21 protein-coding genes are annotated in these 23,082 nt (G+C 65.3%); 10 read left to right on the forward strand and 11 right to left on the reverse strand.

The window, feature by feature from the left end; all coding sequences use genetic code 11:
* Positions 1-41: 41 nt before the first annotated feature.
* The 4 genes from glpX (at position 42) to BH683_RS21940 (ending at position 5,016) form a co-directional block, all read left to right on the forward strand.
* Positions 42-1,049 carry a class II fructose-bisphosphatase gene (glpX, locus tag BH683_RS21925; RefSeq protein ID WP_084838394.1) on the forward strand — a complete coding sequence of 336 codons (1,008 nt, stop codon included), beginning with the start codon at positions 42-44 and terminating at the stop codon, positions 1,047-1,049.
* Between the two features lie 95 nt (positions 1,050-1,144).
* Positions 1,145-2,845, forward strand: a complete 1,701-nt coding sequence (locus BH683_RS21930) for a fumarate hydratase (RefSeq protein ID WP_084838453.1) — start codon at positions 1,145-1,147, stop codon at positions 2,843-2,845.
* 3 nt (positions 2,846-2,848) lie between these two features.
* Entirely contained in the window at positions 2,849-4,249 is a 1,401-nt protein-coding gene (locus BH683_RS21935; RefSeq protein ID WP_084838395.1) for a class II fumarate hydratase, read from the forward strand.
* 89 nt (positions 4,250-4,338) lie between these two features.
* A complete protein-coding gene (locus BH683_RS21940; protein WP_094647650.1) occupies positions 4,339-5,016 on the forward strand; it encodes a PIG-L deacetylase family protein in 678 nt (225 codons plus the stop codon).
* A 3-nt stretch (positions 5,017-5,019) separates the two neighbouring features.
* On the opposite strand, the gene BH683_RS21945 is transcribed toward BH683_RS21940, so the two are convergent.
* Positions 5,020-5,697, reverse strand: a complete 678-nt coding sequence (locus tag BH683_RS21945; protein WP_308203618.1) for a L,D-transpeptidase family protein — start codon at positions 5,695-5,697, stop codon at positions 5,020-5,022.
* Positions 5,698-5,835: 138 nt separating this feature from the next.
* On the opposite strand from BH683_RS21945, the gene BH683_RS21950 reads away from it, so the two are divergent.
* Positions 5,836-7,428 carry a serine/threonine-protein kinase gene (locus BH683_RS21950; protein ID WP_084838397.1) on the forward strand — a complete coding sequence of 531 codons (1,593 nt, stop codon included), beginning with the start codon at positions 5,836-5,838 and terminating at the stop codon, positions 7,426-7,428.
* Positions 7,429-7,500: 72 nt separating this feature from the next.
* Here BH683_RS21950 and BH683_RS21955 read toward each other — a convergent pair whose 3' ends face one another.
* Entirely contained in the window at positions 7,501-8,811 is a 1,311-nt protein-coding gene (locus BH683_RS21955; RefSeq protein ID WP_084838398.1) for a PhoH family protein, read from the reverse strand.
* Positions 8,812-9,128: 317 nt separating this feature from the next.
* Here BH683_RS21955 and BH683_RS21960 point away from each other — a divergent pair, with 317 nt between their 5' ends.
* Positions 9,129-9,806 carry a GPP34 family phosphoprotein gene (locus BH683_RS21960; RefSeq protein ID WP_084838399.1) on the forward strand — a complete coding sequence of 226 codons (678 nt, stop codon included), beginning with the start codon at positions 9,129-9,131 and terminating at the stop codon, positions 9,804-9,806.
* Positions 9,807-9,809: 3 nt separating this feature from the next.
* On the opposite strand, the gene BH683_RS21965 is transcribed toward BH683_RS21960, so the two are convergent.
* From BH683_RS21965 to BH683_RS21975, 3 genes are all read right to left on the reverse strand, one after another.
* Positions 9,810-10,673, reverse strand: a complete 864-nt coding sequence (locus BH683_RS21965) for an acyl-ACP desaturase (protein WP_084838400.1) — start codon at positions 10,671-10,673, stop codon at positions 9,810-9,812.
* A 40-nt stretch (positions 10,674-10,713) separates the two neighbouring features.
* A complete protein-coding gene (glyA, locus tag BH683_RS21970; protein WP_084838401.1) occupies positions 10,714-12,012 on the reverse strand; it encodes a serine hydroxymethyltransferase in 1,299 nt (432 codons plus the stop codon).
* A gap of 71 nt (positions 12,013-12,083) precedes the next feature.
* Positions 12,084-13,289 carry a DUF885 domain-containing protein gene (locus tag BH683_RS21975; protein ID WP_084838402.1) on the reverse strand — a complete coding sequence of 402 codons (1,206 nt, stop codon included), beginning with the start codon at positions 13,287-13,289 and terminating at the stop codon, positions 12,084-12,086.
* Between the two features lie 97 nt (positions 13,290-13,386).
* On the opposite strand from BH683_RS21975, the gene coaA reads away from it, so the two are divergent.
* Positions 13,387-14,319, forward strand: a complete 933-nt coding sequence (gene coaA, locus BH683_RS21980; RefSeq protein ID WP_084838403.1) for a type I pantothenate kinase — start codon at positions 13,387-13,389, stop codon at positions 14,317-14,319.
* An 8-nt stretch (positions 14,320-14,327) separates the two neighbouring features.
* On the opposite strand, the gene BH683_RS21985 is transcribed toward coaA, so the two are convergent.
* Positions 14,328-15,110 (reverse strand): isoprenyl transferase, encoded by a 783-nt coding sequence (locus BH683_RS21985; RefSeq protein WP_084838404.1) that lies wholly within the window; start codon positions 15,108-15,110, stop codon positions 14,328-14,330.
* 103 nt (positions 15,111-15,213) lie between these two features.
* Between BH683_RS21985 and BH683_RS21990 the strand changes: the two genes are divergently transcribed.
* Complete coding sequence (locus BH683_RS21990; RefSeq protein ID WP_084838455.1) at positions 15,214-15,840, forward strand: hemolysin III family protein; 627 nt, start codon at positions 15,214-15,216, stop codon at positions 15,838-15,840.
* A gap of 81 nt (positions 15,841-15,921) precedes the next feature.
* Here the strand turns inward: BH683_RS21990 and BH683_RS21995 are convergent, their stop codons facing one another.
* Both BH683_RS21995 and BH683_RS22000 read right to left on the reverse strand, forming a co-directional pair.
* Entirely contained in the window at positions 15,922-16,989 is a 1,068-nt protein-coding gene (locus BH683_RS21995) for a 3-deoxy-7-phosphoheptulonate synthase (protein ID WP_084838405.1), read from the reverse strand.
* 260 nt (positions 16,990-17,249) lie between these two features.
* The gene (locus BH683_RS22000; RefSeq protein WP_084838406.1) at positions 17,250-17,696 is read right to left on the reverse strand and encodes an Lrp/AsnC family transcriptional regulator; all 447 of its coding nucleotides are present in this window, start codon (positions 17,694-17,696) and stop codon (positions 17,250-17,252) included.
* Positions 17,697-17,830: 134 nt separating this feature from the next.
* Between BH683_RS22000 and ddaH the strand changes: the two genes are divergently transcribed.
* Positions 17,831-18,688 (forward strand): dimethylargininase, encoded by an 858-nt coding sequence (gene ddaH, locus BH683_RS22005; protein ID WP_246833519.1) that lies wholly within the window; start codon positions 17,831-17,833, stop codon positions 18,686-18,688.
* Complete coding sequence (gene rocD, locus BH683_RS22010; protein ID WP_084838407.1) at positions 18,685-19,980, forward strand: ornithine--oxo-acid transaminase; 1,296 nt, start codon at positions 18,685-18,687, stop codon at positions 19,978-19,980. Before ddaH ends, rocD begins: the two co-directional genes overlap by 4 nt.
* Here rocD and BH683_RS22015 read toward each other — a convergent pair.
* From BH683_RS22015 to mca, 3 genes are read right to left on the reverse strand one after another with little or no spacing between them, the layout of a single operon-like run.
* Complete coding sequence (locus tag BH683_RS22015; protein WP_084838408.1) at positions 19,893-21,932, reverse strand: thioredoxin domain-containing protein; 2,040 nt, start codon at positions 21,930-21,932, stop codon at positions 19,893-19,895. The two genes, rocD and BH683_RS22015, sit on opposite strands and share 88 nt — an antisense overlap.
* The gene (locus tag BH683_RS22020; protein ID WP_084838409.1) at positions 21,904-22,155 is read right to left on the reverse strand and encodes a hypothetical protein; all 252 of its coding nucleotides are present in this window, start codon (positions 22,153-22,155) and stop codon (positions 21,904-21,906) included. Before BH683_RS22020 ends, BH683_RS22015 begins: the two co-directional genes overlap by 29 nt.
* Positions 22,152-23,072 carry a mycothiol conjugate amidase Mca gene (mca, locus tag BH683_RS22025; protein ID WP_084838410.1) on the reverse strand — a complete coding sequence of 307 codons (921 nt, stop codon included), beginning with the start codon at positions 23,070-23,072 and terminating at the stop codon, positions 22,152-22,154. The genes BH683_RS22020 and mca overlap by 4 nt, the downstream gene beginning before the upstream one ends.
* Between the last annotated feature and the right edge of the window lie 10 nt (positions 23,073-23,082).

Genomic DNA, 23,082 nt, shown 5'->3' on the forward strand with positions numbered 1-23,082 from the left:
ATGGCCTCAACCCTTTTCGCCGCGATTTCAGGAGGCCCTCCATGTCAGCCGATTCCCCCCAGTTCGAGGCCCCCGACCGCAACTTGGCGATGGAGCTGGTGCGGGTCACCGAAGCCGCTGCTCTCGCGGCGGGCCGCTGGGTCGGTAAAGGCGACAAGAACGGCGGCGACGGCGCCGCGGTCGACGCGATGAGGCAACTCCTCTCCACCGTGTCGATGCGCGGCGTCGTCGTGATCGGCGAAGGCGAAAAAGACGAAGCGCCGATGCTCTACAACGGCGAAGAGGTCGGGAACGGCGAGGGCCCCGAGGTCGATGTGGCCGTCGATCCCATCGACGGCACCACCCTGATGGCCGAAGGCCGCCCGAACTCCATCGCGGTACTCGCGGTGTCCGAGCGCGGCACCATGTACGACCCGTCGGCCGTCTTCTACATGGAGAAGATCGCCGTCGGACCCGAGGCCGCAGGTGTCATCAACATCAATGAGTCCGTCGAGTTCAACGTCCAGGCCGTCGCCAAGGCCAAGGGCATCGAGGTCGCCGACCTGACCGTCGTCGTCCTCGACCGTGAGCGCCACGAGGGCTTGATCGGTGAGATCCGCGCCGCGGGCGCCAAGGTGCGACTGATCTCCGACGGCGACGTCGCCGGCGCCATCGCGGCAGCCCAGGAGGAGAGCTCGGTCGACATGCTGATGGGCATCGGCGGCACCCCCGAAGGAATCATCACTGCGGTCGCCATGAAGTGCATGGGTGGAGAGATCCAGGGCAAGCTCTGGCCACGCAATGCAGCCGAGAAGCAGAAAGCAATCGACGCGGGCCACGATCTCGACCGGGTCCTCAAGACGGAAGACCTCGTCAGTGGCGAGAACATGTTCTTCTGCGCCACCGGCGTCACCAACGGCGACATGCTCCGCGGCGTCAGCTACCGCGCGAACGGCGCCACCACGCGCTCGCTCGTGATGCGGTCGCGTTCGGGCACCATCCGCAACATCGAGGGCAGGCACACCCGTCAGAAGGTTGCCGAGATCGCTCAGAACACCTTTCAGGACTGAAATCCGGTGACGCTGCGCGATTCGTCAACGGGACGCCGCGGTGAGGACGGCGCCTCGAACGAGGCGCCGCACACCGCAGCGATACGATGCAGCGCGTGAGTGAACAAGCTTCCGCCCCAGAGTTTCTCTACTCTGATCTGCTTCCGACCGACGGCGACGACACCCCCTACCGCCTGATCACCACGGAGGGGGTGTCGACGTTCGACGTCGACGGTCAGCGCTTCCTCAAAGTGGATCCGGAAGCCATCAGGGCCCTGACCGCCGAGGCGATGCACGACATCAGCCATTACCTTCGGCCGGCCCATCTTGCGCAGCTACGCAAGATCATCGACGACCCAAAGTCCTCGGGAAACGATCGTTTCGTCGCACTGGACCTGCTGAAGAACGTCAACATCTCCGCCGGGGGCGTGCTGCCCATGTGCCAGGACACCGGCACCGCGATCGTGATGGGCAAGAAAAGCGAAGGTGTGTTGACCGGCACCGACGACGCGCGGTCCATCTCGCGGGGCGTCTACGACGCGTACACCCAGCTCAACCTGCGGTACTCGCAGCTCGCGCCGCTGACCACCTACGACGAGAAGAACACCGGCACCAACCTGCCCGCGCAGGTGGAGATCTACGCGACCGAGCAGGGACCGAAAGGTCCCGAATACAAGTTCCTGTTCATGGCGAAGGGCGGCGGCAGCGCGAACAAGTCGTTCCTGTTCCAGGAGACCAAGGCGATCCTGAACCCGGCGGGGATGCTGAAGTTCCTCGACGAGAAGATCCGTTCGCTGGGCACCGCCGCCTGCCCGCCGTATCACCTGGCCGTCGTCATCGGCGGCACCTCCGCCGAGTTCGCGCTCAAGACCGCGAAGTACGCCTCGGCCCACTACCTGGACAATCTCCCGACCACCGGTTCGATGTCGGCACACGGGTTCCGAGACCTCGAACTCGAAGAAGAGGTCTTCAAGCTGACCCAGTCGTTCGGGATCGGCGCGCAGTTCGGCGGTAAGTATTTCTGCCACGACGTCCGCGTGGTCCGGCTCCCCCGCCATGGCGCGTCCTGCCCCGTCGCGATCGCAGTCTCCTGCTCGGCGGACCGCCAGGCGCTCGGCAAGATCACCGCCGACGGGGTGTTCCTCGAGCAGCTCGAGACCGATCCGGCGAAGTACATGCCGGCAGCCGGTGTCGCCGAAGACATCGCCGGTGGCGAGGTGGTCGAGGTCGACCTCAACCGTCCGATGTCCGAGATCCTCGCCCAGCTGTCCCAGTACCCGGTGAAGACCCGGCTATCCCTCAGCGGACCGCTGGTGGTGGCCCGCGACATCGCGCACGCGAAGATCAAGGAGCGCCTCGACGCCGGCGAGCCGATGCCCGACTATCTGCGCGACCATCCGGTCTACTACGCCGGGCCGGCCAAGACGCCCGAGGGGATGGCGTCCGGTTCGTTCGGTCCGACGACGGCCGGGCGGATGGACAGCTACGTCGAACAGTTCCAGGCCGCAGGCGGGTCAATGGTCATGTTGGCCAAGGGAAATCGCTCGAAGCAGGTCACCATGGCATGCAATACCCACGGCGGTTTCTACCTGGGTTCGATCGGGGGCCCCGCAGCCCGGCTCGCCCTGGACTGCATCAAGAGCCAGGAAGTCATCGAATACCCTGAACTAGGCATGGAAGCCGTGTGGAAGATCGAGGTCGAGGATTTTCCGGCCTTCATCGTCGTCGACGACAAGGGCAACGACTTTTTCACCGATCCCGGCGGCGCCGTCAGCGTCCCGCTGAGTGGCGTCAGGATCCGATCCAAGGAGCGTTGAACATTGAGTGAGCAGGCCTATCGCATCGAGCACGACACCATGGGCGAGGTCCGGGTGCCGGTCGACGCCCTGTGGCGCGCCCAGACGCAGCGTGCCGTGGAGAACTTTCCGATCAGCCACCGGCCGCTCGAGAAGACGCAGATCCGCGCCATGGGCTTGCTGAAGGCGGCGTGTGCCCAGGTCAACAAGAACCTCGGGTTACTCGACGGCGAGAAGGCCGATGCGATCATCGCCGCCGCCACCGAGATCGCCGATGGCAAGCACGACGAGCAGTTCCCCATCGATGTCTTCCAGACGGGTTCGGGGACGAGTTCGAACATGAACGCCAACGAGGTCATCGCCTCGGTGGCCAAGGCCGCCGGCGTCGAGGTGCATCCCAACGACCACGTCAACATGTCGCAGTCGTCGAACGACACCTTCCCGACGGCCACCCACGTGGCGGCCACCGAAGCAGCGGTCACCGATCTGATCCCGGCTCTCGAGCACCTACAAAAGGCATTGGCGGAGAAAGCCACCGAGTGGCGCACGGTCGTGAAGTCGGGCCGCACCCACCTGATGGACGCAGTCCCCGTGACCCTCGGCCAGGAGTTCGGCGGCTACGCCCGTCAGATCGAGGCCGGCGTCGAGCGCGTCACCGCGACTCTCCCCCGCGTCGGCGAACTGCCGATCGGTGGCACCGCCGTCGGCACGGGGCTGAACGCCCCGGACGGATTCGGCACCAAGGTCGTCGCCGAACTCATCAAACTCACCGGCGTCGAGGAGCTCGCGCTGGCCAAGGACAACTTCGAGGCGCAGGCCGCCCGCGACGGACTGGTCGAACTGTCCGGTGCGCTCAAGACCGTCGCGGTGTCGCTGACGAAGATTGCGAATGATGTCCGCTGGATGGGGTCGGGCCCACTCACCGGCCTGGGAGAGATTCAGCTCCCCGACCTGCAGCCCGGATCGTCGATCATGCCCGGCAAGGTCAATCCGGTTCTCCCCGAGGCAGTCACCCAGGTTGCAGCGCAGGTCATCGGCAACGACGCCGCCGTCACCTGGGGCGGCGGCAACGGTGCATTCGAACTGAACGTCTACATCCCGATGATGGCCCGGAACGTCCTCGAGTCGGTGAAGCTGCTGGCCAACGTCTCCCGGCTGTTCGCCGACCGGTGTATCTCCGGTCTCGTCGCCAACGAAGAGCACCTCAAGGAGCTCGCGGAGTCGTCCCCGTCGATCGTCACCCCGCTCAACAGCGCGATCGGTTATGAGGAAGCGGCCGCCGTCGCCAAGCAGGCCCTCAAGGAGAAGAAGACCATCCGTCAGACGGTGCTCGATCGCGGTCTGATCGGTGACAAACTCTCGGAAGAAGAGCTCGACAAGCGCCTCGACGTGCTGAAGATGGCCAACCTCGACCGCGAGCGCTAACCTCCGGCCTCCCCGGTTGTGGTGGCTTCTGGTGAGCCCGACCTGGGCTTTTGCTCACCGGAAGCCACCAAAATCGGTATCGTGGGGCGGTGCTGTTCCCGTTCCCGACCGACTGGCAGACCGCTCTGGTCCTGGTGCCGCATCCCGATGATCCCGAATACGGTGTCGCGGCGGCGGTGGCGAAGTGGACAACCGCGGGCAAACGCGTCGTCTATGCGCTGGCATCGCGCGGTGAGGCCGGAATCGAAGGCATGGCGCCCGCCGAGGCAGGTCCGGCCCGCGAGATCGAGCAGCGCGAGTCAGCGCGGATCGTCGGCGTCGACGCAATCGAGTTCTGGGACTTCCCCGACTCGGCGATCGCGAACACCCCCGAGTTGCGCGCTGCGGTCACCGAGGTGATCACGCGGGTGCAGCCACAGGTGATCGTGTCGATCTACGGCGGACCGGGGTGGGGTCCGGACTCGCCGAATCAGTTCGATCACATCGAGTTCGCCGCCGCAGTGCTGCAGGCGTACGACGCGCTCGACGACAAACCACGCTGGCTCTTCGAGAACAGCCCCGACGCCACGCACGTCGAAGAAGTCGCCGACTTCATCGAAATTGCAGTCGAATCACTTGCCGCGCACCAGAAGTATCTGACCGTCCTCGACCCCGGCACTCCGGTGATCGAGCAGGCCCGTGCCCAGGTCGAGATGGTGGCCGGCCCCCGCGAGGACTACGACAACCTGCGCGTCGTCACGTTCGAGCTCAAACGCCGCACCCGGTAGGCCTCAGGCCAGGCCGATGCTGATCACCGGCTGCTTTGCGGGATCGAGCCACTGCACGATCTCCCGCATGACGTCGCGGTCGATGGCGACACAACCCCAGGTCGGTTCACCGTTGCTGACATGGAGGAAGATGCCTGCGGCATACCCCTGGACGCGTTGCGGGTTGTGGGCAATGTTGACGACGTAGTCGTAGATCTCTCCGGTCGAGAGAATGTGCTCGCTGTCGCCGCCCGGGTTTTCCGCCTGCCGCACATGACTGTTGTAGGTCGGCGACCCGGGTAGCGCGTCCCACCAGTCCTGTTCGTCGGCCTGGAAGTACGACATCTTCGTACCCGGATTGGGTTGATTGCCGAAGGCCTGGTCGAGCGCAAAGGTACCCATCGGGGTTCTCCAGACATTGTCACGCGGGACCCCGAGTCCCTCGGCACCGAGGTACGCCTCGGTCGGGCCGATGGCACTGACCCACGCACCTGAGGAGTCACGCTCCCAGGCCGTCAATGTCGCGGTGGTGTCGGAGACCGACTCGGCGGCCACCGTGATCATCTGCGTCGAGGTGGGAAACGAGGTCGGCGTCGTGACGTCGGCTCGGGCGGGGACAGGAGCGACCATGACAGTCGCGGCACAGACAAGAGCGGCCAATGCAAACATCAGCCACATACGTCTCATAGACAACTTCAGCACCAGAAGATTATGTCAGCGGCGTAAGCCGCACTACGTATCGGACCGGTCACAGTGCTGCACTATTCTGGTCAAGGCCAGCGGGGCTGTCGCGCGCGTCACTCCACTGCTGGCATATTCCACTAGTTTCGGGGGTCTTTCATGCCGCTCGCTCCGGGCAGCGTTTTTGCCGGCTACAGGATCGAACGCCAACTCGGCGCCGGCGGCATGGGCGAGGTCTACCTGGCTCAGCATCCGCGTCTGCCGCGCTCGGACGCGCTCAAGATCCTGCCCGCGTCTCTCCCGGGGTCCAGCGCGGGATCCGATGACGACTACCGACGCCGCTTCGTCCGTGAGGCCGACCTGTCGGCGAAACTGTGGCACCCGAACATCGTCACCGTCCACGATCGCGGCGAGTTCGAAGGCCGCCTCTGGATAAGCATGGACTTCGTCCCCGGCACCGATGCCGCCGAACTTCTCGCGGTCTACCCCAAGGGTGTTCGACCGGATCTCGCCCTTCAGATGGTCACCGAGGTGGCGGCGGCGCTCGACTACGCACACGGCCAGGGTTTGCTGCATCGCGACGTGAAGCCCGGCAACATCATGCTCACCGAGGCGGTCCCCCACCGGGTCATGCTGACCGACTTCGGAATCGCCCGTTCCATCGAAGGTGTCGAAGACATCACCCAGACCGGCCTGGCAGTGGGGACCCTCGCCTACGCCGCACCGGAACAACTCCGCGGGCAGCCCGTGGACGCGCGTGCCGACGTCTACGCACTCGGCGCCACCGCCGGAGCACTCTTGACCGGCGCACCGCCCGGGGTCGGCCGTGACCTACCTCCAGCCGCGGCGCAGGTCATCAATCGCGCCCTGGCGGTGGATCCGGCTCAGCGACAGCAGACCTGCGCTCAGTTCGCGAGCGAACTCGCCGTGGCCCTGGACCTGCCGCCGGTGCCGCCGGCCGCAATGCCCCAAGGCCCCGACCCGACCAAGGGCGATCACGCGTCCCACGCCCCGACCCTGCTGGGCCTGCCCACCGCCCGCCCCAGCACGAATCCGCCGCCTACGTCGGAGCAGAACACCCCGACCCAATTCGCTGCGACCCCGCCGCCCCAGCCTCCCCCGCCCACGTTTGCGCCGGGACCGCAGGCGCGGCGCTCGCACACACCGCTGATCGTCGGTCTGCTGGCACTCATCACGGTGATCGCACTCGGCGTCGTCGCAGCAGTGACCTTCTGGCCGGACGACGACGAGCCCGACCAGACGACGGCACAGTCGATGTCGACACGGGTCGGCCCGGCGCCCGACTCGGTCGGCCCAGGTCTCGTCGAGCAGGCCCCGCTCACCCAGACAACGCTTCCGGTCTCGACCGCACCCACGACCACCACCACACTGCCTGCCCCCGTGCGGAATCCAGCCGATCTGGGGCTGTCGGTCCCCATCAGCACTCCCGCATGTGACGGCGCCGGTATCGTCGTCGTCGCGAATGCCACCAATCCGTCGTCCTACCGCGACGAGATGGCTGCCGCGCTGGCCAACAACCCTGGAGCCCAGTACCTACGGACAGACATATCCTGTCCGTCGTTGCGGCAACGCGACGACAACGGCAATTTGATCTACGCCGCGTATGTCGTTGTCGGGCAGGGCAAGACCGCCATCTGCGATGCATTCGGCCGATTCGCCGATGACGACTACGGCAAGGTGCTCGACTCGATCAGCGATCCGGCGGTGTTCATCACGCGGGCGGACTGCTGACCTCACCCACCCGTTTTCGCGCCGTCCACCGCCTGTTGTCGGTGGAGGCCGCAAAAACGGGTGGGTGAGGCCTTACATCCCGTTCGGCGCGAATTCCTCCAGCATCTCGGTGACGAGCGCCGCGATCGGTGAACGCTCACTCCTCGTGAGGGTGACATGCGCGAAAAGGGGATGTCCCTTGAGCTTTTCGATCACGGCGGCGACTCCGTCATGACGCCCGACCCGCAGATTGTCCCGCTGCGCGACGTCGTGTGTGAGGACCACCCTGGACCCGGATCCCAAGCGCGACAACACCGTCAGCAAGACGTTGCGCTCAAGCGACTGGGCCTCGTCGACGATGACAAAGGAATCATGCAGCGACCGACCACGAATGTGGGTCAGGGGCAACACTTCCAGCATGCCGCGGCTGAGAACTTCTTCGATCACCTCAGTCGAGGCCAGCCCTTCGAGGGTGTCGAAGACCGCTTGGGCCCAGGGACCCATCTTCTCGGACTCACTGCCCGGAAGGTAGCCGAGCTCTTGTCCACCCACGGCATACAGTGGACGGAACACCACGACCTTACGCTGCGTCCGTCGTTCGAGGACCGCTTCGAGTCCGGCACACAGGGCCAGCGCCGACTTGCCGGTACCGGCTTTGCCACCCATCGACACGATGCCGACGCTGTCGTCGAGCAGCAGATCGAGTGCGACACGCTGTTCGGCACTACGACCCCGGAGACCGAACACCTCGCGGTCGCCGCGCACGAGCTGCACCTGCTTCTGTGGGTTGACACGGCCGAGCGCACTGGATCCGCCACCGAGGAGCCGGATTCCTGTGTGGCAGGGCATGTCCCGCGCCCCGTCGACATCGACGACCCCTTCGGCGAACAGCGTGTCGATGGTTGAGGAATCACATTCGAGCTCCGCCATACCGGACCAGCCCGAGGTCACCACGTCCTGGGCGTGGTACTCGTCGGCGGCCAACCCGACCGCGCCGGCTTTGATACGCAGCGGCGTGTCCTTGGACACCAGGACCACGTCTTTGCCCTCGGCGCGAAGGTTCAAGGCGCAGGCCAAGATTCGGGAGTCGTTGGTGTCTGTGCGAAAACCGGCCGGCAGCACGGAGGGATCGGTGTGATTGAGCTCCACCTGAACTGTGCCACCGACGTCACCGATCGGGATCTCTCGGTCGAGCCGACCGTGCTCCAGCCGCAGATCATCGAGCATCCGCAACGCTTCGCGAGCGAACCAACCGAGTTCGTGATGGTGACGTTTGCCCTCGAGCTCGCCGATGACCACCAGTGGGAGAATCACATGGTGTTCGGCGAATCGTGTTGCAGCCCAAGGATCGGACAACAGCACGGAGGTGTCGAGGACGTAGGTACGAGCATCGCTTGTGGTCACGAAGGGCTCCTATGCCTGGTGGCACCACACAGGCTGGTGTTGCTGGACCGGTCGGTTCCGGTGCAGTCGGCAGGTATGCCGCCTCCACGAGGACCGGTGCCGGTCCTCTCGCACTCACGTGAGCAAGTCAACGATCGAACCTCCCGGACGAACCACTTCCCCGCGGTCCGTCACTCGCCAAAGTACGCCGCATGCGGCGTGTCGGCAGGGCGGATCCGGCGCGTGTCCGTGAATAATCGGTTAACTGTTCGACGTGGCGACTGGTGGTATTTTTGCGGCCATTTTGCCCTGGTCGTCGGTTGCTATCGTCGACAGGTATGAGCACCCTCATCGCCGAAGACCTGCTGTTGCTGCTTCTCGACGACGACAAAGGCACGACTCCGGCATCCGTGCCGGTGCCCACGGTTCTCGGCGGGGCAATCCTGATGGAACTCGCTCTCATCGACGCGATCGGCATCGGAAAGAAGCCGAGCAGGTGGACCGCGGCGAAGGTCAGGGTCGCGCGGGCGGAGGCCGCCACCGACCCCGTCTTGCGCCGCGCCGTCGGCATCGTGGCGGAGAAGGAGCGTCCTGCTCAGAGCCTGCTCGGTCGTCTCGGAAAGGGACTCAAGGACGAGCTCGGTACACGTCTGGCCAAGATGAGCTTCGTCGAACGCCGATCCGAACGCATCCTGGGGGCGTTTCCCCACACCACCTGGCCTGCGGTGAATCGCAGCCACAAGCTCGACCTGCGCCGCGACGTCACCGCGGTCCTCGTGCACGGTAACCCGCCCGACGACAGGACCGGCGGACTGATCGCACTCCTCTCGAGCATCAACCGCGCGCACATGGCAGTCGACACCGACGAGGTTCCCCGGCGAGAACTCAAGAAGCGTGCGAAGGCGATCGCGGAGGGCGACTGGGCGGCGAAGGCGGTCGCCGATGCCATCGCCGCGGCGACAGCTGCGATCACAGCCGCAACGGTGGCATCCGTCGCGGCGTCCTCCGGGAGCTGAGTTCTACAGGCCTGCGGCCGACAGCACTCGCCGGCGCGCAGCTTCGCTTGCCTCGTCGAGACCGTCGAGGCTCTGGAGTTTGAGGTCCGCTACCAACGAGCGCGCGACGAACCCCGTGGCGTCGGCGTTGAACTTGGCGATCGCGTCCAGTTCACCGAAGTTGTCGACGTCGGCGCCGATCAGTTCCAGCTCGGCCACTGCCTTGTCGACCGACTTCAGGGCTTCGGTGATGTTGGCATCGATTCCGGCGTTGATGAAGGCGGTGAACGTCTTGGCCTGCACACGATCGTCGTGCAGAATCCTGCTGACGATGCCCTCGAGCACCTCGCTGTCGGACTCGGCGATGAGCTTTTCCTCGAAGGCGACGCACTGCAGTTCGTGCACGGCCAGCAGCGCCAGGACGTCCAGGATCTGGTAGTCGGTGAGCGAACGCGGCGTCTGCAACTTGCCCTTGGTCATGTGGTGCAGACGCAAGGTCTCGGCAGCTTCGGGGTCCATGAGCCGCGAGACGACCAGGTAGTCACGCAACGCGATGGCGTGCCGGTTGTCCTCAGCCGTCCAGGAGCCGATGACCTCTTGCCAGGCACCGAAGATCGAGGCCTTCTGGGCCATCAGCCGGTGGTAGGACGGCATGTTGTCCTTGGTCAGCAGTAGCGCCAGCAGCGCCGAAGTCACGTCCTCGGGCAGCGGCCGCGGCTGATCGGGATCGAAGTCCTCGCCGCCCAGGAATGCGAAGTTGCGTCCATCGGTCCACGGCACCCAATCGTGCGGATTCCACGGCGACGCTGCCGCGTAGTGGTCTTCCATGATTTCCGGGATCGCCTTTTCCAAGGCGTAGAGCAACTCGTCCTGGGTCAGATCATTCACCCGGACAGCGTAGAGGTCGACCCCGCATATGTGAAACCGCCTACTGCTGGGTGCTCAGGAGTCCCCACTGCTCGAGGCCCTCGTACAGCGGGAAGTCGAGCGCGAGTTGTGACACACGAGCTCGCAACGCCGACACGTCCGCGGACTGTCCCGCAGCCAGCGCAGTGCCGATGATGTCGGCGACCTCACGGAACTGCTCCTCGCCGAATCCGCGGGTGGCCAGCGCAGGCGTGCCGATACGCAGACCCGAGGTGACCATCGGTGGACGCGGGTCGAAGGGCACCGCGTTGCGGTTGACGGTGATGCCCACCTGGTGGAGCAGATCTTCGCCCTGCTGGCCATCGAGCTCACTGTTGCGCAGGTCGACCAGCACCAGGTGCACATCGGTCCCACCGGTCAGTACCGATACCCCGGCCTTGGCGACGTCTTCGCCGTTCAACCGCTCGGCCAGGATGCGGGCACCGTCGAGGGTGCGCCGTTGGCGCTCTTTGAACTCGTCGGAGCCGGCGATCTTCAGCGCAACGGCCTTGGCGGCGATCACGTGCATGAGCGGGCCGCCCTGCTGACCGGGGAACACGGCCGAATTGAGCTTCTTGGCCCATTCCTTCTTGGCCAGGATCAGCCCGGAGCGGGGCCCGCCAAGGGTTTTGTGAACGGTCGTCGAGACGACGTCCGCGTAGGGCACCGGCGAGGGGTGCAGGCCTGCGGCTACCAGTCCGGCGAAGTGCGCCATGTCGACCCACAGGTGCGCGCCGACCTCGTCCGCGATGGAACGGAAGGCTTCGAAGTCGAGCGTGCGCGGGTATGCCGACCAACCGGCGACGATCACCTTCGGCTTGGCGTCGAGGGCGATCTTGCGGACATCGTCCATGTCCACGCGGAAGTCTTCTTTGCTGACGCCGTAGAAAGCGTTCTCGTAGAGCTTGCCCGAGAAGTTGAGCCGCATGCCGTGGGTCAGGTGGCCGCCGTGCGCCAGGTCCAGCCCGAGGAGGGTCTCACCCGGCTCCATCAGCGCGGCCAGCACTGCCGCGTTGGCCTGTGCGCCCGAATGTGGCTGCACGTTGGCGAACTCGGCGCCGAAGAGTTCCTTGGCGCGATTGCGGGCGATGTCCTCGACGACATCGACGTATTCGCAGCCGCCGTAGTAGCGGCGTCCGGGATAACCCTCGGCGTACTTGTTGGTCAGGACACTGCCCTGGGCCTGCAGCACTGCCCGGGGCACGAAATTCTCGGAGGCGATCATCTCGAGGGTGTCGCGCTGCCGAGTCAACTCCCCGTTCATCGCGGCCGCCACATCCGGGTCCAGCTCAGCCAGGGATGCGGTGTTGACGTCGGTCATGTGTCTCCTTAGACGCTCGCGGCGCGGTAGATTCGGCATCCGCCAGTGTAGGAGACCTGCCGGGGCCTGGGTTAATCCCCTGCCAGCTCGGTGCGTAGTGCCGCGGGCGTCAACGGTTCGTCGAGTAGTCGACCGAACCGGCCGAGGCGATCGGCTGGGGGTGCGACATCCAGCCATGCGCCCAGCAATCGGTATCCCTCGACATAGGTGCTGATGTAAGCGCGCCACAGCGGCGACGACAGGAACCGAAGCATCTGCCGGGCCCGTTCGTCGGTCGCGAGCAGCCACGTCTGCAGGTATGCGGCCACAGAGTCCTGATCTGCACCGCGATCGTGCAGCAACAGCGCGGCATCCTGCCGAACCCCGAGCAGTCCCCCCGTGGCCGCGCCGATCGCCTCCGCGCGTTGCCCGTCGAATCGCAGTCCCAGGTCGGCGTAGATCTCCTGCGCCCACGCGCCCCAGTCGGGTCCGATGGCTGCCACGAGTGCGTGGTCGGCGAGTCCTTCCGCCATCAGGCACTGTGGTGTGTTCACGAGAAATATCGACTGTTCGTGCTGGCCGGCGCCGACCAAGAACTGTTCTTTTCTGCAGTGCTCGGTGTGATGGCCCGGGTACGCCTCATGGGCGATCAGGTGGGGCAACGACGACATGTACTGGGTGAGGTCGCCGTTGATCGCAACCCGCGAACGGTAATCGCCGAGGTAATAGTTGAACCCCGACCACGGCTTGTCCGAGACCACCTCGAACTCGACGATCTCGGCATCGGGAAGCGGGTACGTGCCGCGCACCTTCTCGCGCAGCGCTCCGCTGAACGCGGACACGGCGTCTGGGATCTTCTCGCGCGGGATCTCTTCGGAGCGGCGATGTGCGGCGTACCGGACCGCGAGGTCGCCGGTACCCGGGAGCAGGGCATCGAGGTCGGCGTGCGCCTGCCGGTAGAGCTCGGGATCGCCCATCTCGATGTCGACGTCGAAGTAGCTGCGTACCTCGTCTACGAATCCGATGTCGTCGCCCGCGAACTTTCGGGCCGAACATTCGAGCGCGGTGAGCGCCGATTCGACGAACTCCGTGCGGTACTTGTCGAGTCCGGCACCCGGGAGTTCGGTGCGCAACCAAGCCGCCTGCCGGGCAAGCGCTCTCGGATCGGGTGCCGGAGCATTCTCGATCTCTCGCCGCAGCGACGGATCCCCGGTGAAGGCATCGACGAACCCCGGTTCGAGACGGTCGAAGGCCAATCCGAGTCGCAGATACTGCTCGACGAACGCGTCGGTGGTCATGGGCACAAACGCTACCGAAACCACCCCGACGTTTCCTCTTCAAGACCCATTCGCAACACTGAACGCATGCCAGGGGCCGCACGGATCGAGTGTTGACATGTCACGGATAACCGAGCCGAGCCCGTACATCGAACTCGACCGACGACAGTGGCGTGGTCTGCGCCAGTCGATGCCCATGGTGCTGACCGAAGGTGAACTCCGGGAATTGCGCGGTCTCGGCGAGCAGATCGACCTCACCGAGGTCGCGGACGTCTATCTCCCGTTGTCGCGCCTGATCCACCTGCAGGTGGCCGCGCGGCAGCGCCTGTTCGCCGCGACATCGACCTTCCTCGGGGAACGGCAACCCGAACGCCAGGTGCCGTTCATCATCGGTGTGGCCGGCAGCGTCGCGGTCGGGAAGTCGACCACCGCGCGAGTACTGCAGGCCCTGCTGGCGCGCTGGGAAAGTCACCCCAAGGTCGACCTCGTCACCACTGACGGCTTCCTTTATCCGACGGCCGAACTCGAACGTCGGGGAATCATGCACCGCAAAGGCTTTCCGGAGTCTTACGACCGCAGGGCGTTGCTGCGCTTCGTCACAGAGGTCAAGTCGGGTGCACGGGACGTCTCCGCTCCCGTGTACTCACATGTTTCCTACGACATCGTCCGCGGCACCAAACATCATGTGCAGCAACCCGACATCTTGATCGTCGAGGGTCTCAACGTACTCCAGACCGGCTCCAGGCTGATGGTGTCGGATCTCTTCGACTTCTCGATCTACGTCGACGCGAGGATCGAAGACATCGAGGACTGGTACATCACCCGCTTCTTGGCAATGCGCACAACAGCTTTCGCGGACCCGCAGTCACATTTCCACCATTACTCGTCTCTGACCGACGACCAGGCGACGCTGGCCGCGCGAGACATCTGGAACGGAATCAACCGGCCCAACCTGGTGGAGAACATCCTCCCCACCCGCCCTCGCGCCACGCTGGTGCTGCGAAAAGACGCCGATCACGCGATCAACCGGGTGCGGCTGCGCAAGATCTAGCGACTCCGTCACTTTCCGAAGCGGCGGCTCCGCGCTGCGTAATCGCGCAAGGCACGCAAGAAGTCGACGCGCCGAAACGCCGGCCAGAAGGCGTCGGTGAACCAGATCTCCGAATACGCGCTCTGCCAGAGCAGGAATCCCGAAAGCCGCTGTTCCCCTGATGTTCTGATGACGAGATCGGGGTCTGGCTGTCCCCGGGTGTACAAGTTCTGGTCGATGGCCTCCACGGTCACTGCGTCGACCAGTTCGTCGGGCGTATCACCGGCAGCGATCCGGTCGGCGAGCAGCGATCGGACAGAGTCGACGATTTCCTGCCGCCCGCCGTAGCCGACGGCCACGTTCACGTTGGGTCCTGTACGCCCGGAGGACTGTTGCTGCGCCGCCTTGAGCCGCGCCGAGACCTGATCGGGCAGTTGATCGAGCGCGCCGACGATGTTCACCCGCCAGGGCTGGCCGGGGGCGGAGATCTCTTCGACGATGTCGGGAACGATCTCCAGGAGTGCGCCCAATTCGTCGGAGTCGCGGCTCAAATTCTCGGTGGAGAGCAAGTACACCGTCACCGTCTCGATGTCGAGCTCGCTGCACCAACGCAGCACCTCGGCGATCTTCTGCGCGCCCACGCGATGGCCATGATTGACGTCTTCGAAACCGGCCGCCCGGGCCCACCGGCGGTTGCCGTCGCAGATGATCGCGATGTGTCGCGGGTATCTCGACGGATCGAGATAGTGCGTCAGCCGACGTTCGTAGACCCGGTACATGGGTCCACGCATGGTGTCGGGAATGAGCTTCACCCGCTACACCTTACGCGGCGACCGCGCCGCAGGACCAAAACCTACGGTACCGTAAGTTGTGGTCGAATCTGAACTGGCACTGCTGGCCGAACTCAAGCCGCGGATGCGCGGATGGATTCATCTGTACGCCGGGTTTGCCGCCATCCTCACCGGCGTGGTGCTGGTCACCGTGGCCTGGGCACTGGTCGGGCCCATGGCGGCCCTGGCCTGCGGGATATACGCCCTCACCGTGTGCGGGGTGTTCGGAGTGAGCGCCACCTACCACCGCGTCGACTGGACCTCCGACGTCGCCCGAACGTGGATGAAACGCGCCGACCACTCGATGATTTTCGTGTTCATCGCCGGCAGCTACACCCCCTTCTGCGTGATGGGCCTGGAGCCACCGGAACAGGTGATCGTATTGGCCATCGTCTGGTCCGGAGCGCTGGCCGGGGTCACCCTCAAAGTGCTCTGGCCCGGGTCCCCCCGCTGGCTCGGAGTTCCCCTCTACATTCTTCTCGGGTGGACGATCGTGGCGGTGATCCCAGCGCTGATCGACTCCGTCGGGATCGCCGTGGTCGTGCTGTTGGCAGTCGGCGGCCTGTTCTACACGGTCGGCGGCATTCTCTACGCCACGCGCTGGCCCGACCCGTGGCCCACCACCTTCGGCCACCACGAGTTCTTCCACGCATGCACCGTCATCGCCGCACTGGTGCACTACATAGCGGTCTGGCTCGTCCTGTTCCAGTAGCCGCAAACGCTCCACAAATACTAGGACGCGCCACTTATTTGTGGCGCGTCCTTGTATTTGTGGAGCGTTTGGAGGGATTGCTCAGCAGCGCTTGGCTGCCGAGAGGGCTCCGATCACCTCGAGGGTGGCGTCCCAGTCCATGCACTTGTCCGTCACCGACTGGCCGTAGGTGAGCGGCGTGGCCTCGGTCGACTGGGCACCGGCGACGAGGAAGCTCTCGAGCATCACACCGCTGATGCCCTTCTGACCGCCCTTGATCATCGCGGCGATCTCGGTGGCGACCCCGGCCTGCCGGATGTGATCTTTGCCAGAGTTGGCGTGCGAACAGTCGATCATCAGCAATTCGGGAAGACCCGCCTTGGCCAGAGAGTCGAGTGCACCCTCGATAGATGCGGCGTCGAAGTTCGGCCCACCAGTGCCACCACGCAAGATGATGTGGCAATCGGTGTTGCCCGCGGTCTCGACGATCGCACCCCGACCGAAATCGTCGACGCCGAAAAAGACGTGTTCTGCGGCTGCGGCTTTCACACCGTCAGTGGCGACCTGGATGTTGCCATCGGTGCCGTTCTTGAAGCCGATGGGCATCGACAAGCCCGAGGCGAGCTGCCGATGCACCTGGGACTCGGTGGTGCGGGCGCCGATCGCGCCCCACGCCACCGCATCGGCGATGTACTGCGGGCTCGTGGGTTCGAGGAATTCACAACCGACGGGCAGCCCGAGGTCGATGATGTCGAGCAGCAGCGAACGAGCTACGCGCAGGCCACGTTCGACGTCGAAGCTGCCATCCATACCGGGGTCGTTGATCAGACCCTTCCAACCGACCGTGGTGCGCGGCTTCTCGAAGTAGACCCGCATAACGATCTTCAGACGATCAGCATGCTCGGTCGCGATCGGCGCAAGGCGACGGGCGTAATCGAGGGCTGCGATCGGATCGTGAACGGAGCAAGGACCCACGATGACCAGCAATCGGTCGTCGCGGCCGGCAAGGATTGCGGCGATCTCGTCGCGGTCACGTTGGACCACCTCCGCGCGGCGGGCGGTCAGCGGCAGCTCCGACCGCACGGTGTCGGGCGACGGGATCTCGCGGAACGACCGGATACGACGGTCGGAGGTCTGGGGTCCGGAAAGGATTCCCTGTTCGCTACTCATGTTGTGTGCCTTCCTGATTCGGCGGGCACCTCAACACGGTCGTCCGGGTGCCCTGACATAGAAAAAGCAGCGACCGTGATCGGTCACTGCTCGGGGCTCCGGGTGTTGTTGCGCGTCAGCGTAGCGCTGTATCGGCGGCTCCACCCGGAGCCTCGATAAAGCGCCAATAGGCACGTACGCGGATGATCACGTCGGCCAATGTAGCACGAGCGCGCCGCAGTGGGTAGTTCGCCTTCACGTCGTCCGTTGCGGCGGAGCCGTCACGGTTGACCCCGGTCGATCACCCGGGAGAGCACGATGATGCTCTCGGAATGATCGACCGTCTCGGCGGCCCGAATGCGCTCGAGCGCAGCTTCGAGATGCTGCACGTCCCGCGCAACCACGCGGAGTATCGCGTCTGCCTGACCGGTGACCGTCGCTGCGCTGACCACCTCGGTGATGTGTTCCCATGAGCGCGCCAAGATGTCCGGGGCGATGGTGCCCCGACAGAAGACCTGCACGTACGCCTCCGTAGTCCACTGCAAGGCCGCCGGATCCGTGACGACCGTGAAGCCTCGGATGACCCCGGACGAGATGAGCCGGTCAACGCGTCGTTTGACCGCCGGCGCCGACAGCCGGACCTGTTCGCCGATCTGCGCATATGTCTGACGCGCGTCACGCGTCAGGCACGCCAGAATCGACTCATCGAGTTCGTCGAGCGCCGCCATGAACAGCCTCCTCAGCGTTTCGTCCGCCCACACGCAATGGATCCCGTCATTCTGCCAGAAGACACAACAGATGACGGGTACAGACGCAATGCCCGTCGATTGATTGCGCGTTCAACCCTTCTTACGATCAACAGGTGACCATTACCGATCTCGCTCCCCTCCATCCCCGCGAACGAACCTTCCGGCCGCGCGCCTACGCGATGACCACTCCGACCCACTTCGAGGTCAGCTACAGCATCAACCCGTGGATGGATCCGGCGATCCCGGTCGACACGTCATTGGCGGTGACGCAATGGGAGCGCCTGCGGCGCGCATACCTCGACCTCGGGCACACGGTGGACCTCGTACCCGCCCAGCCCGGCCTCCCCGACATGGTCTACGCCGCCAACGGCGGCCTCGTCGCCGGAGGCGTCGCGATCGCCGCCCGGTTCCGGCATGACGAACGGCGAGCGGAGGGTCCCGCGTATGCGGCGTGGCTGGCGGGTGCCGGGGTCGGCCCGGTCCATCACCTCGACGGCATCAACGAGGGTGAGGGAGACTTTCTCGTTGTCGGCGATCGAATCCTCGCGGGAACCGGGTTCCGCACCGACCACGCTGCGCACGAACAGGTTCAGCGGCTGACCGGGATGCCGGTCATCAGCCTAGAACTCGTCGATCCGCGCTATTACCACCTCGACACCGTCATCGCGGTCCTCGACGATGAGACCATCGCCTACCACCCCGACGCGTTCTCGGTGGCCGCCCAGGACACCTTGGCCACGCTGTATCCCGATGCAGTCATCGCGTCCGAGTCCGATGCCGCCGTGCTCGGACTCAACCTCGTGTCCGATGGGCGCAATGTTGTGATGACCGACGCCGCACCGGAGTTGGCCGCCGCCATCGCCGGAGCCGGATTCTCCGTCATCGAGGTCGACCTGTCCGAACTCCTCAAGGGCGGTGGCGGGGTCAAGTGTTGCACTCTCGAACTACGCAGAACGGGAACACCGTCATGAGCATCGATCTCACCAGCGCCGTCGGACCGGTCTTCAGCTCAGGCGAGCACATCGCCATGGTCGACGACCATGCCGCGCACAACTACTCACCTCTGCCCGTCGTGGCAGCCACGGCCGAGGGTGCCTGGATCACCGATGTCGAAGGCAATCGGTACCTCGACGCCCTGGCCGGGTACTCCGCGGTCAATTTCGGACACCGGAACACCGAGATCATCGCTGCGGTGACCGACCAGCTGAGCCGATTGACGTTGACAAGCAGGGCTTTTCATTCCGACCGGCTCGGACCGTTTTGCCGCGACCTCGCAACACTGTGCGGCAAAGACATGGTGCTACCGATGAACACCGGCGCCGAAGCAGTCGAGTCCGCGATCAAAATCGCCCGCAAGTGGGGTACCGATGTCAAGGGCGTGCCGACCGATCAGGCCTCGATTGTGGTGGCTGCGGGAAACTTCCATGGTCGCACCACCACCATCGTGAGCTTCTCCGACGACGAGACGGCGCGCCGTGGTTTCGGCCCCTTCACCCCGGGCTTTCGGATCGTCCCCTTCGGTGACGCCGATGCCATGGCTGCAGCAATCGACGACACCACTGTCGCGGTATTGATCGAACCCATCCAGGGCGAGGCAGGAGTGGTCGTGCCGCCACCGGACTATCTTCCTAAGATTCGCGAACTCTGCACCACTGCAGGGGTTTTGATGATCTGCGATGAGATCCAGTCAGGTCTCGGGCGAACGGGCGCGACGTTCGCCTCAGACCACTGGGCAGTGGTGCCGGACCTGTACACACTGGGCAAAGCGCTCGGCGGCGGCGTGTTACCGGTGTCGGCCGTGGTCGGCAACAGCGACGTACTCGGGGTCCTGGCCCCTGGCGAACACGGTTCCACCTTCGGTGGCAATCCCCTTGCCGCCGCGGTCGGTTCAACGGTCGTGAGCATGCTGGGAACCGGTTACTGGCAAGACCGCGCAACCGTGATGGGTGCGCATCTGCACGGCAGGCTGACGGCGATGGTGGGCAGTGGGGTCACGTCGGTTCGGGGCCTGGGTCTCTGGGCGGGGGTCGACGTGGATCCGGCCCTCGGTTCGGGCAAGGACCTGTGCAAGAAACTCGCTCAACGTGGCGTACTGGTCAAGGACACCCACGGCTCGACTCTTCGATTCGCCCCGCCGATCGTCATCACGATCGACGAGATCGACTGGGCCATGGATCAATTCGCCGGCGTACTGGAGAGCGCCGCCGCCAAGCCCGCAGGAGTGGTCACGGGTAGCCCGCAGACCGACCCCCGGCACACGTAGGCTGCCGCCTGTCCATCGACCATCGGTCGGCCGGCCAGCAAGGGCTGAGAATCAACTGGTCCGGCAACCACCACAGTGCCGCCTGGAACACGTCGTCGGGTGTGGACCAACAGCTCGCTCGGTCCCGGTCCCGACTGCGACACCGCAACCTGCAGTGGCCCGGCGAGCCGCGCCGAGATCACCGCGAGCCAGTGCCCGGCAGAGCGTGGCACCTTGTCGAGCAGCACACCGCCGCGGGCCAGGGTGTCATCGGCCAGAGCCGCGTAGTCGCCGGCGGACCGGCCGGCACGGTCGATCGGGGTCAGCGGCGCCGCGGTGAGCAGCGCCTCGGCGATCAATGAGGTGCCTGCGGGGGTCGCGCCGTCGATCGGATCACGCGGCCGGGCGAGCAGGCCTTCGGCGTCGGAGCCCGAGTCGTACCACGACCCCGGCGCCTCCGGATCGGCGAACAGGTCGATCGTGTTGTCCAGCAGATCGAGTGCCGCATCGAGCCACGGCCGCTCACCGGTGACCTGGTACAGCGTCAGCAAGGCGGTCGCGAGTGCCCCGTGATCGTCGAGCGCTGCCAGCGGCTCCCCCACGAGACCGTCGAGCGACGAACGCCGTAGCCGCCCCTCGACCAGGTGACGGGTCAGGATCTCGCGGCCGCACCAGGCCGCCAGCTCGATCCACTCCGGCCGGTCCAGCCCGGCGCCGGCTTCGGCGAGCGCGGTGATCGCCATGGCATTCCAGCCGGTCACCACCTTGCCGTCGCGAGCCGGTTGTGCGCGCGCAGTGCGCACCGCCCACAATCGCGCGCGCACGGATTCGAAGCGGTCGACATCGTCGGGATCAGAGCGCATTTGCAGGGTCGAGGCACCGTCGTCGAACGTCCCCGTCGACGTGACCGTGAAAAGCTCTGCGGCCCATTGCCCGTCGGCGTCACCCAGGACCTCGGCCAGTTCGGCCGGCGTCCAGACGTAGGTCAGCCCCTCGTGCCCGTCGGTGTCCGCGTCCAGCGCGGATGCGAACCCGCCCACCACCTCGAGATCGCGCCGGAGAAAGGCGATGGTCTCATCGGTCACCCTGCGCATCAGGGGATCAGACGTGACCCTCGCGAGATGGGCGTAGACGCGGAGTAGTTGCGCATTGTCGTAGAGCATCTTCTCGAAGTGCGGCACCACCCAGTCCTGGTCGACGGCATACCTCGCGAATCCGCCACCGAGTTGGTCGTAGATCCCACCCCGGGCCATCACATCGGCGGTCCGGTTCACCGCGGCCAGCACGGCCGGATCACCTGTTCTCTCGTACTCGCGAAGCAGCCCCTCCATCAACGCCGAAGGAGGAAACTTGGGGGCGCCGCCGAAGCCACCGTGAACGATGTCCTCCTCGCGCAGAACGTCGGCAACGGCTGTCGTCAGCAACCCCTCGTGAAGCGCGTGCTGCGGGTCTGGAAGACCGGCAGCGTTTGCCCGAAGTTGCTCGGTAACGGCCAACCCGACCCGGTCGACCTCGGCGCGTTTGGTAGTCCACGTCAGAGCGATCGCCTCGAGCAGCTGGATGAACGACGGCATGCCCTGCCTGGGGGCAGGCGGGAAGTAGGTCCCGCAATAGAAGGGCTCGCCACCCGGGCTCAGGAAACACGTCATTGGCCAGCCGCCCTGGCCGGTCATGGCGACCGTTGCGTTCATGTAGATGGCATCGATGTCCGGCCGTTCTTCGCGATCGACCTTGATACAGACGAAGTCCCGGTTCATCACCGCCGCAGTGGCCGGGTCTTCGAACGATTCGTGGGCCATCACGTGGCACCAATGGCATGCGGCGTAGCCGACGGACAGCAGGATGGGCACGTCGCGTTCACGTGCCCACGCCAGGGCGTCGGGACTCCATTGTTGCCAGTGCACCGGGTTGTCGGCGTGCTGGCGAAGGTACGGGCTGGTCGCCTCAGCGAGGCTGTTGCTGCCGCGGGTCACCGTCGGTCCCGTCGTCGGCGGCCTGGTCGGCCTCCGGGTTGTCCCAGTCGAACTTCTTCGGCAGCCCCCTCAGGTGCCTGTTCATCGACCAGATCAAGAAGACGGTCCCAGCCAGCAGCAGCAGCACCACGAGCAGGCCCATCGGCGAGGCCTTACCGAATTCCGGCCCCTCGGTCTTGGCGAGAACGGTCGTGACGTGGGCCGCGGCGAGCGTGGTGGTCATTCTGACGCTCCCGCCGCAATCGCCGCATCGATACCGGCGAACAGGTCGGTCTCCGGTATCGCGGTCTTCACCCGCGTCTTCGCGAGCTCGAATTCCTCTGTCGGCCACAGCCTTTGCTGCCACTCCATGGGCACGGCAAAGAAGACGCCGTTCGGATCGATCTGGGTGGCGTGGGCGCGCAGCGCTTCATCACGCTGCGGGAAGTAATCGCCGCAGGTGACCTGGGTGGTCACTCGGCCCATCAGGTTTCCACGCTCGGGATCCCACTTCGAGAGCCATTCCGCGAACGGGCTCTCTTTGCCGATCTTCGCGTACTCGTCAGAGAACAGCACCATGCGGTCGCGGATGAAACCGTGCGTGTAGTAGATCTTCGACACAGTCCACGGATCGCCCGCGTCCGGAAACTTCTCTGGATCGCCCGCGGCCTCGTAGGCGGCCATCGAGACCTCATGGTCGCGAATGTGGTCGGGATGCGGGTAACCGCCCAGTTCGTCGTACGTGATCATCACGTGCGGCTTGAAGTCGCGGACCACGCGGACCAGGGCCTCGGTCGAGACCTCGAGTGGCACGGTGGCGAACGAACCTTCCGGCAGCGGCGGCAGCGGGTCGCCCTCGGGAAGTCCCGAGTCGACGAAACCGAGCCACATCTGCTGCACACCGAGCGCCGCAGCGGCCTTGGCCATCTCCTCGCGACGGACCTCGGGCATCCGCTCCTTGATCCCCGGCAGATCCATCGCCGGATTCAGGATGTCGCCTCGCTCACCGCCCGTGAGTGTCACCACCAGGACGTCGTGGCCGTCCGCGGCGTATTTGGCCATCGTGGCCGCGCCTTTGCTGGACTCGTCGTCGGGGTGCGCATGCACCGCCATGAGTCGTAGTCCACCCACGCGTTTCCTCACCTTCACACTGCCGGTCATCGGCTTCAAT

Origin of the sequence: Williamsia sp. 1138, from assembly GCF_002095435.2 — a bacterium.
GTDB lineage: Bacteria > Actinomycetota > Actinomycetes > Mycobacteriales > Mycobacteriaceae > Williamsia.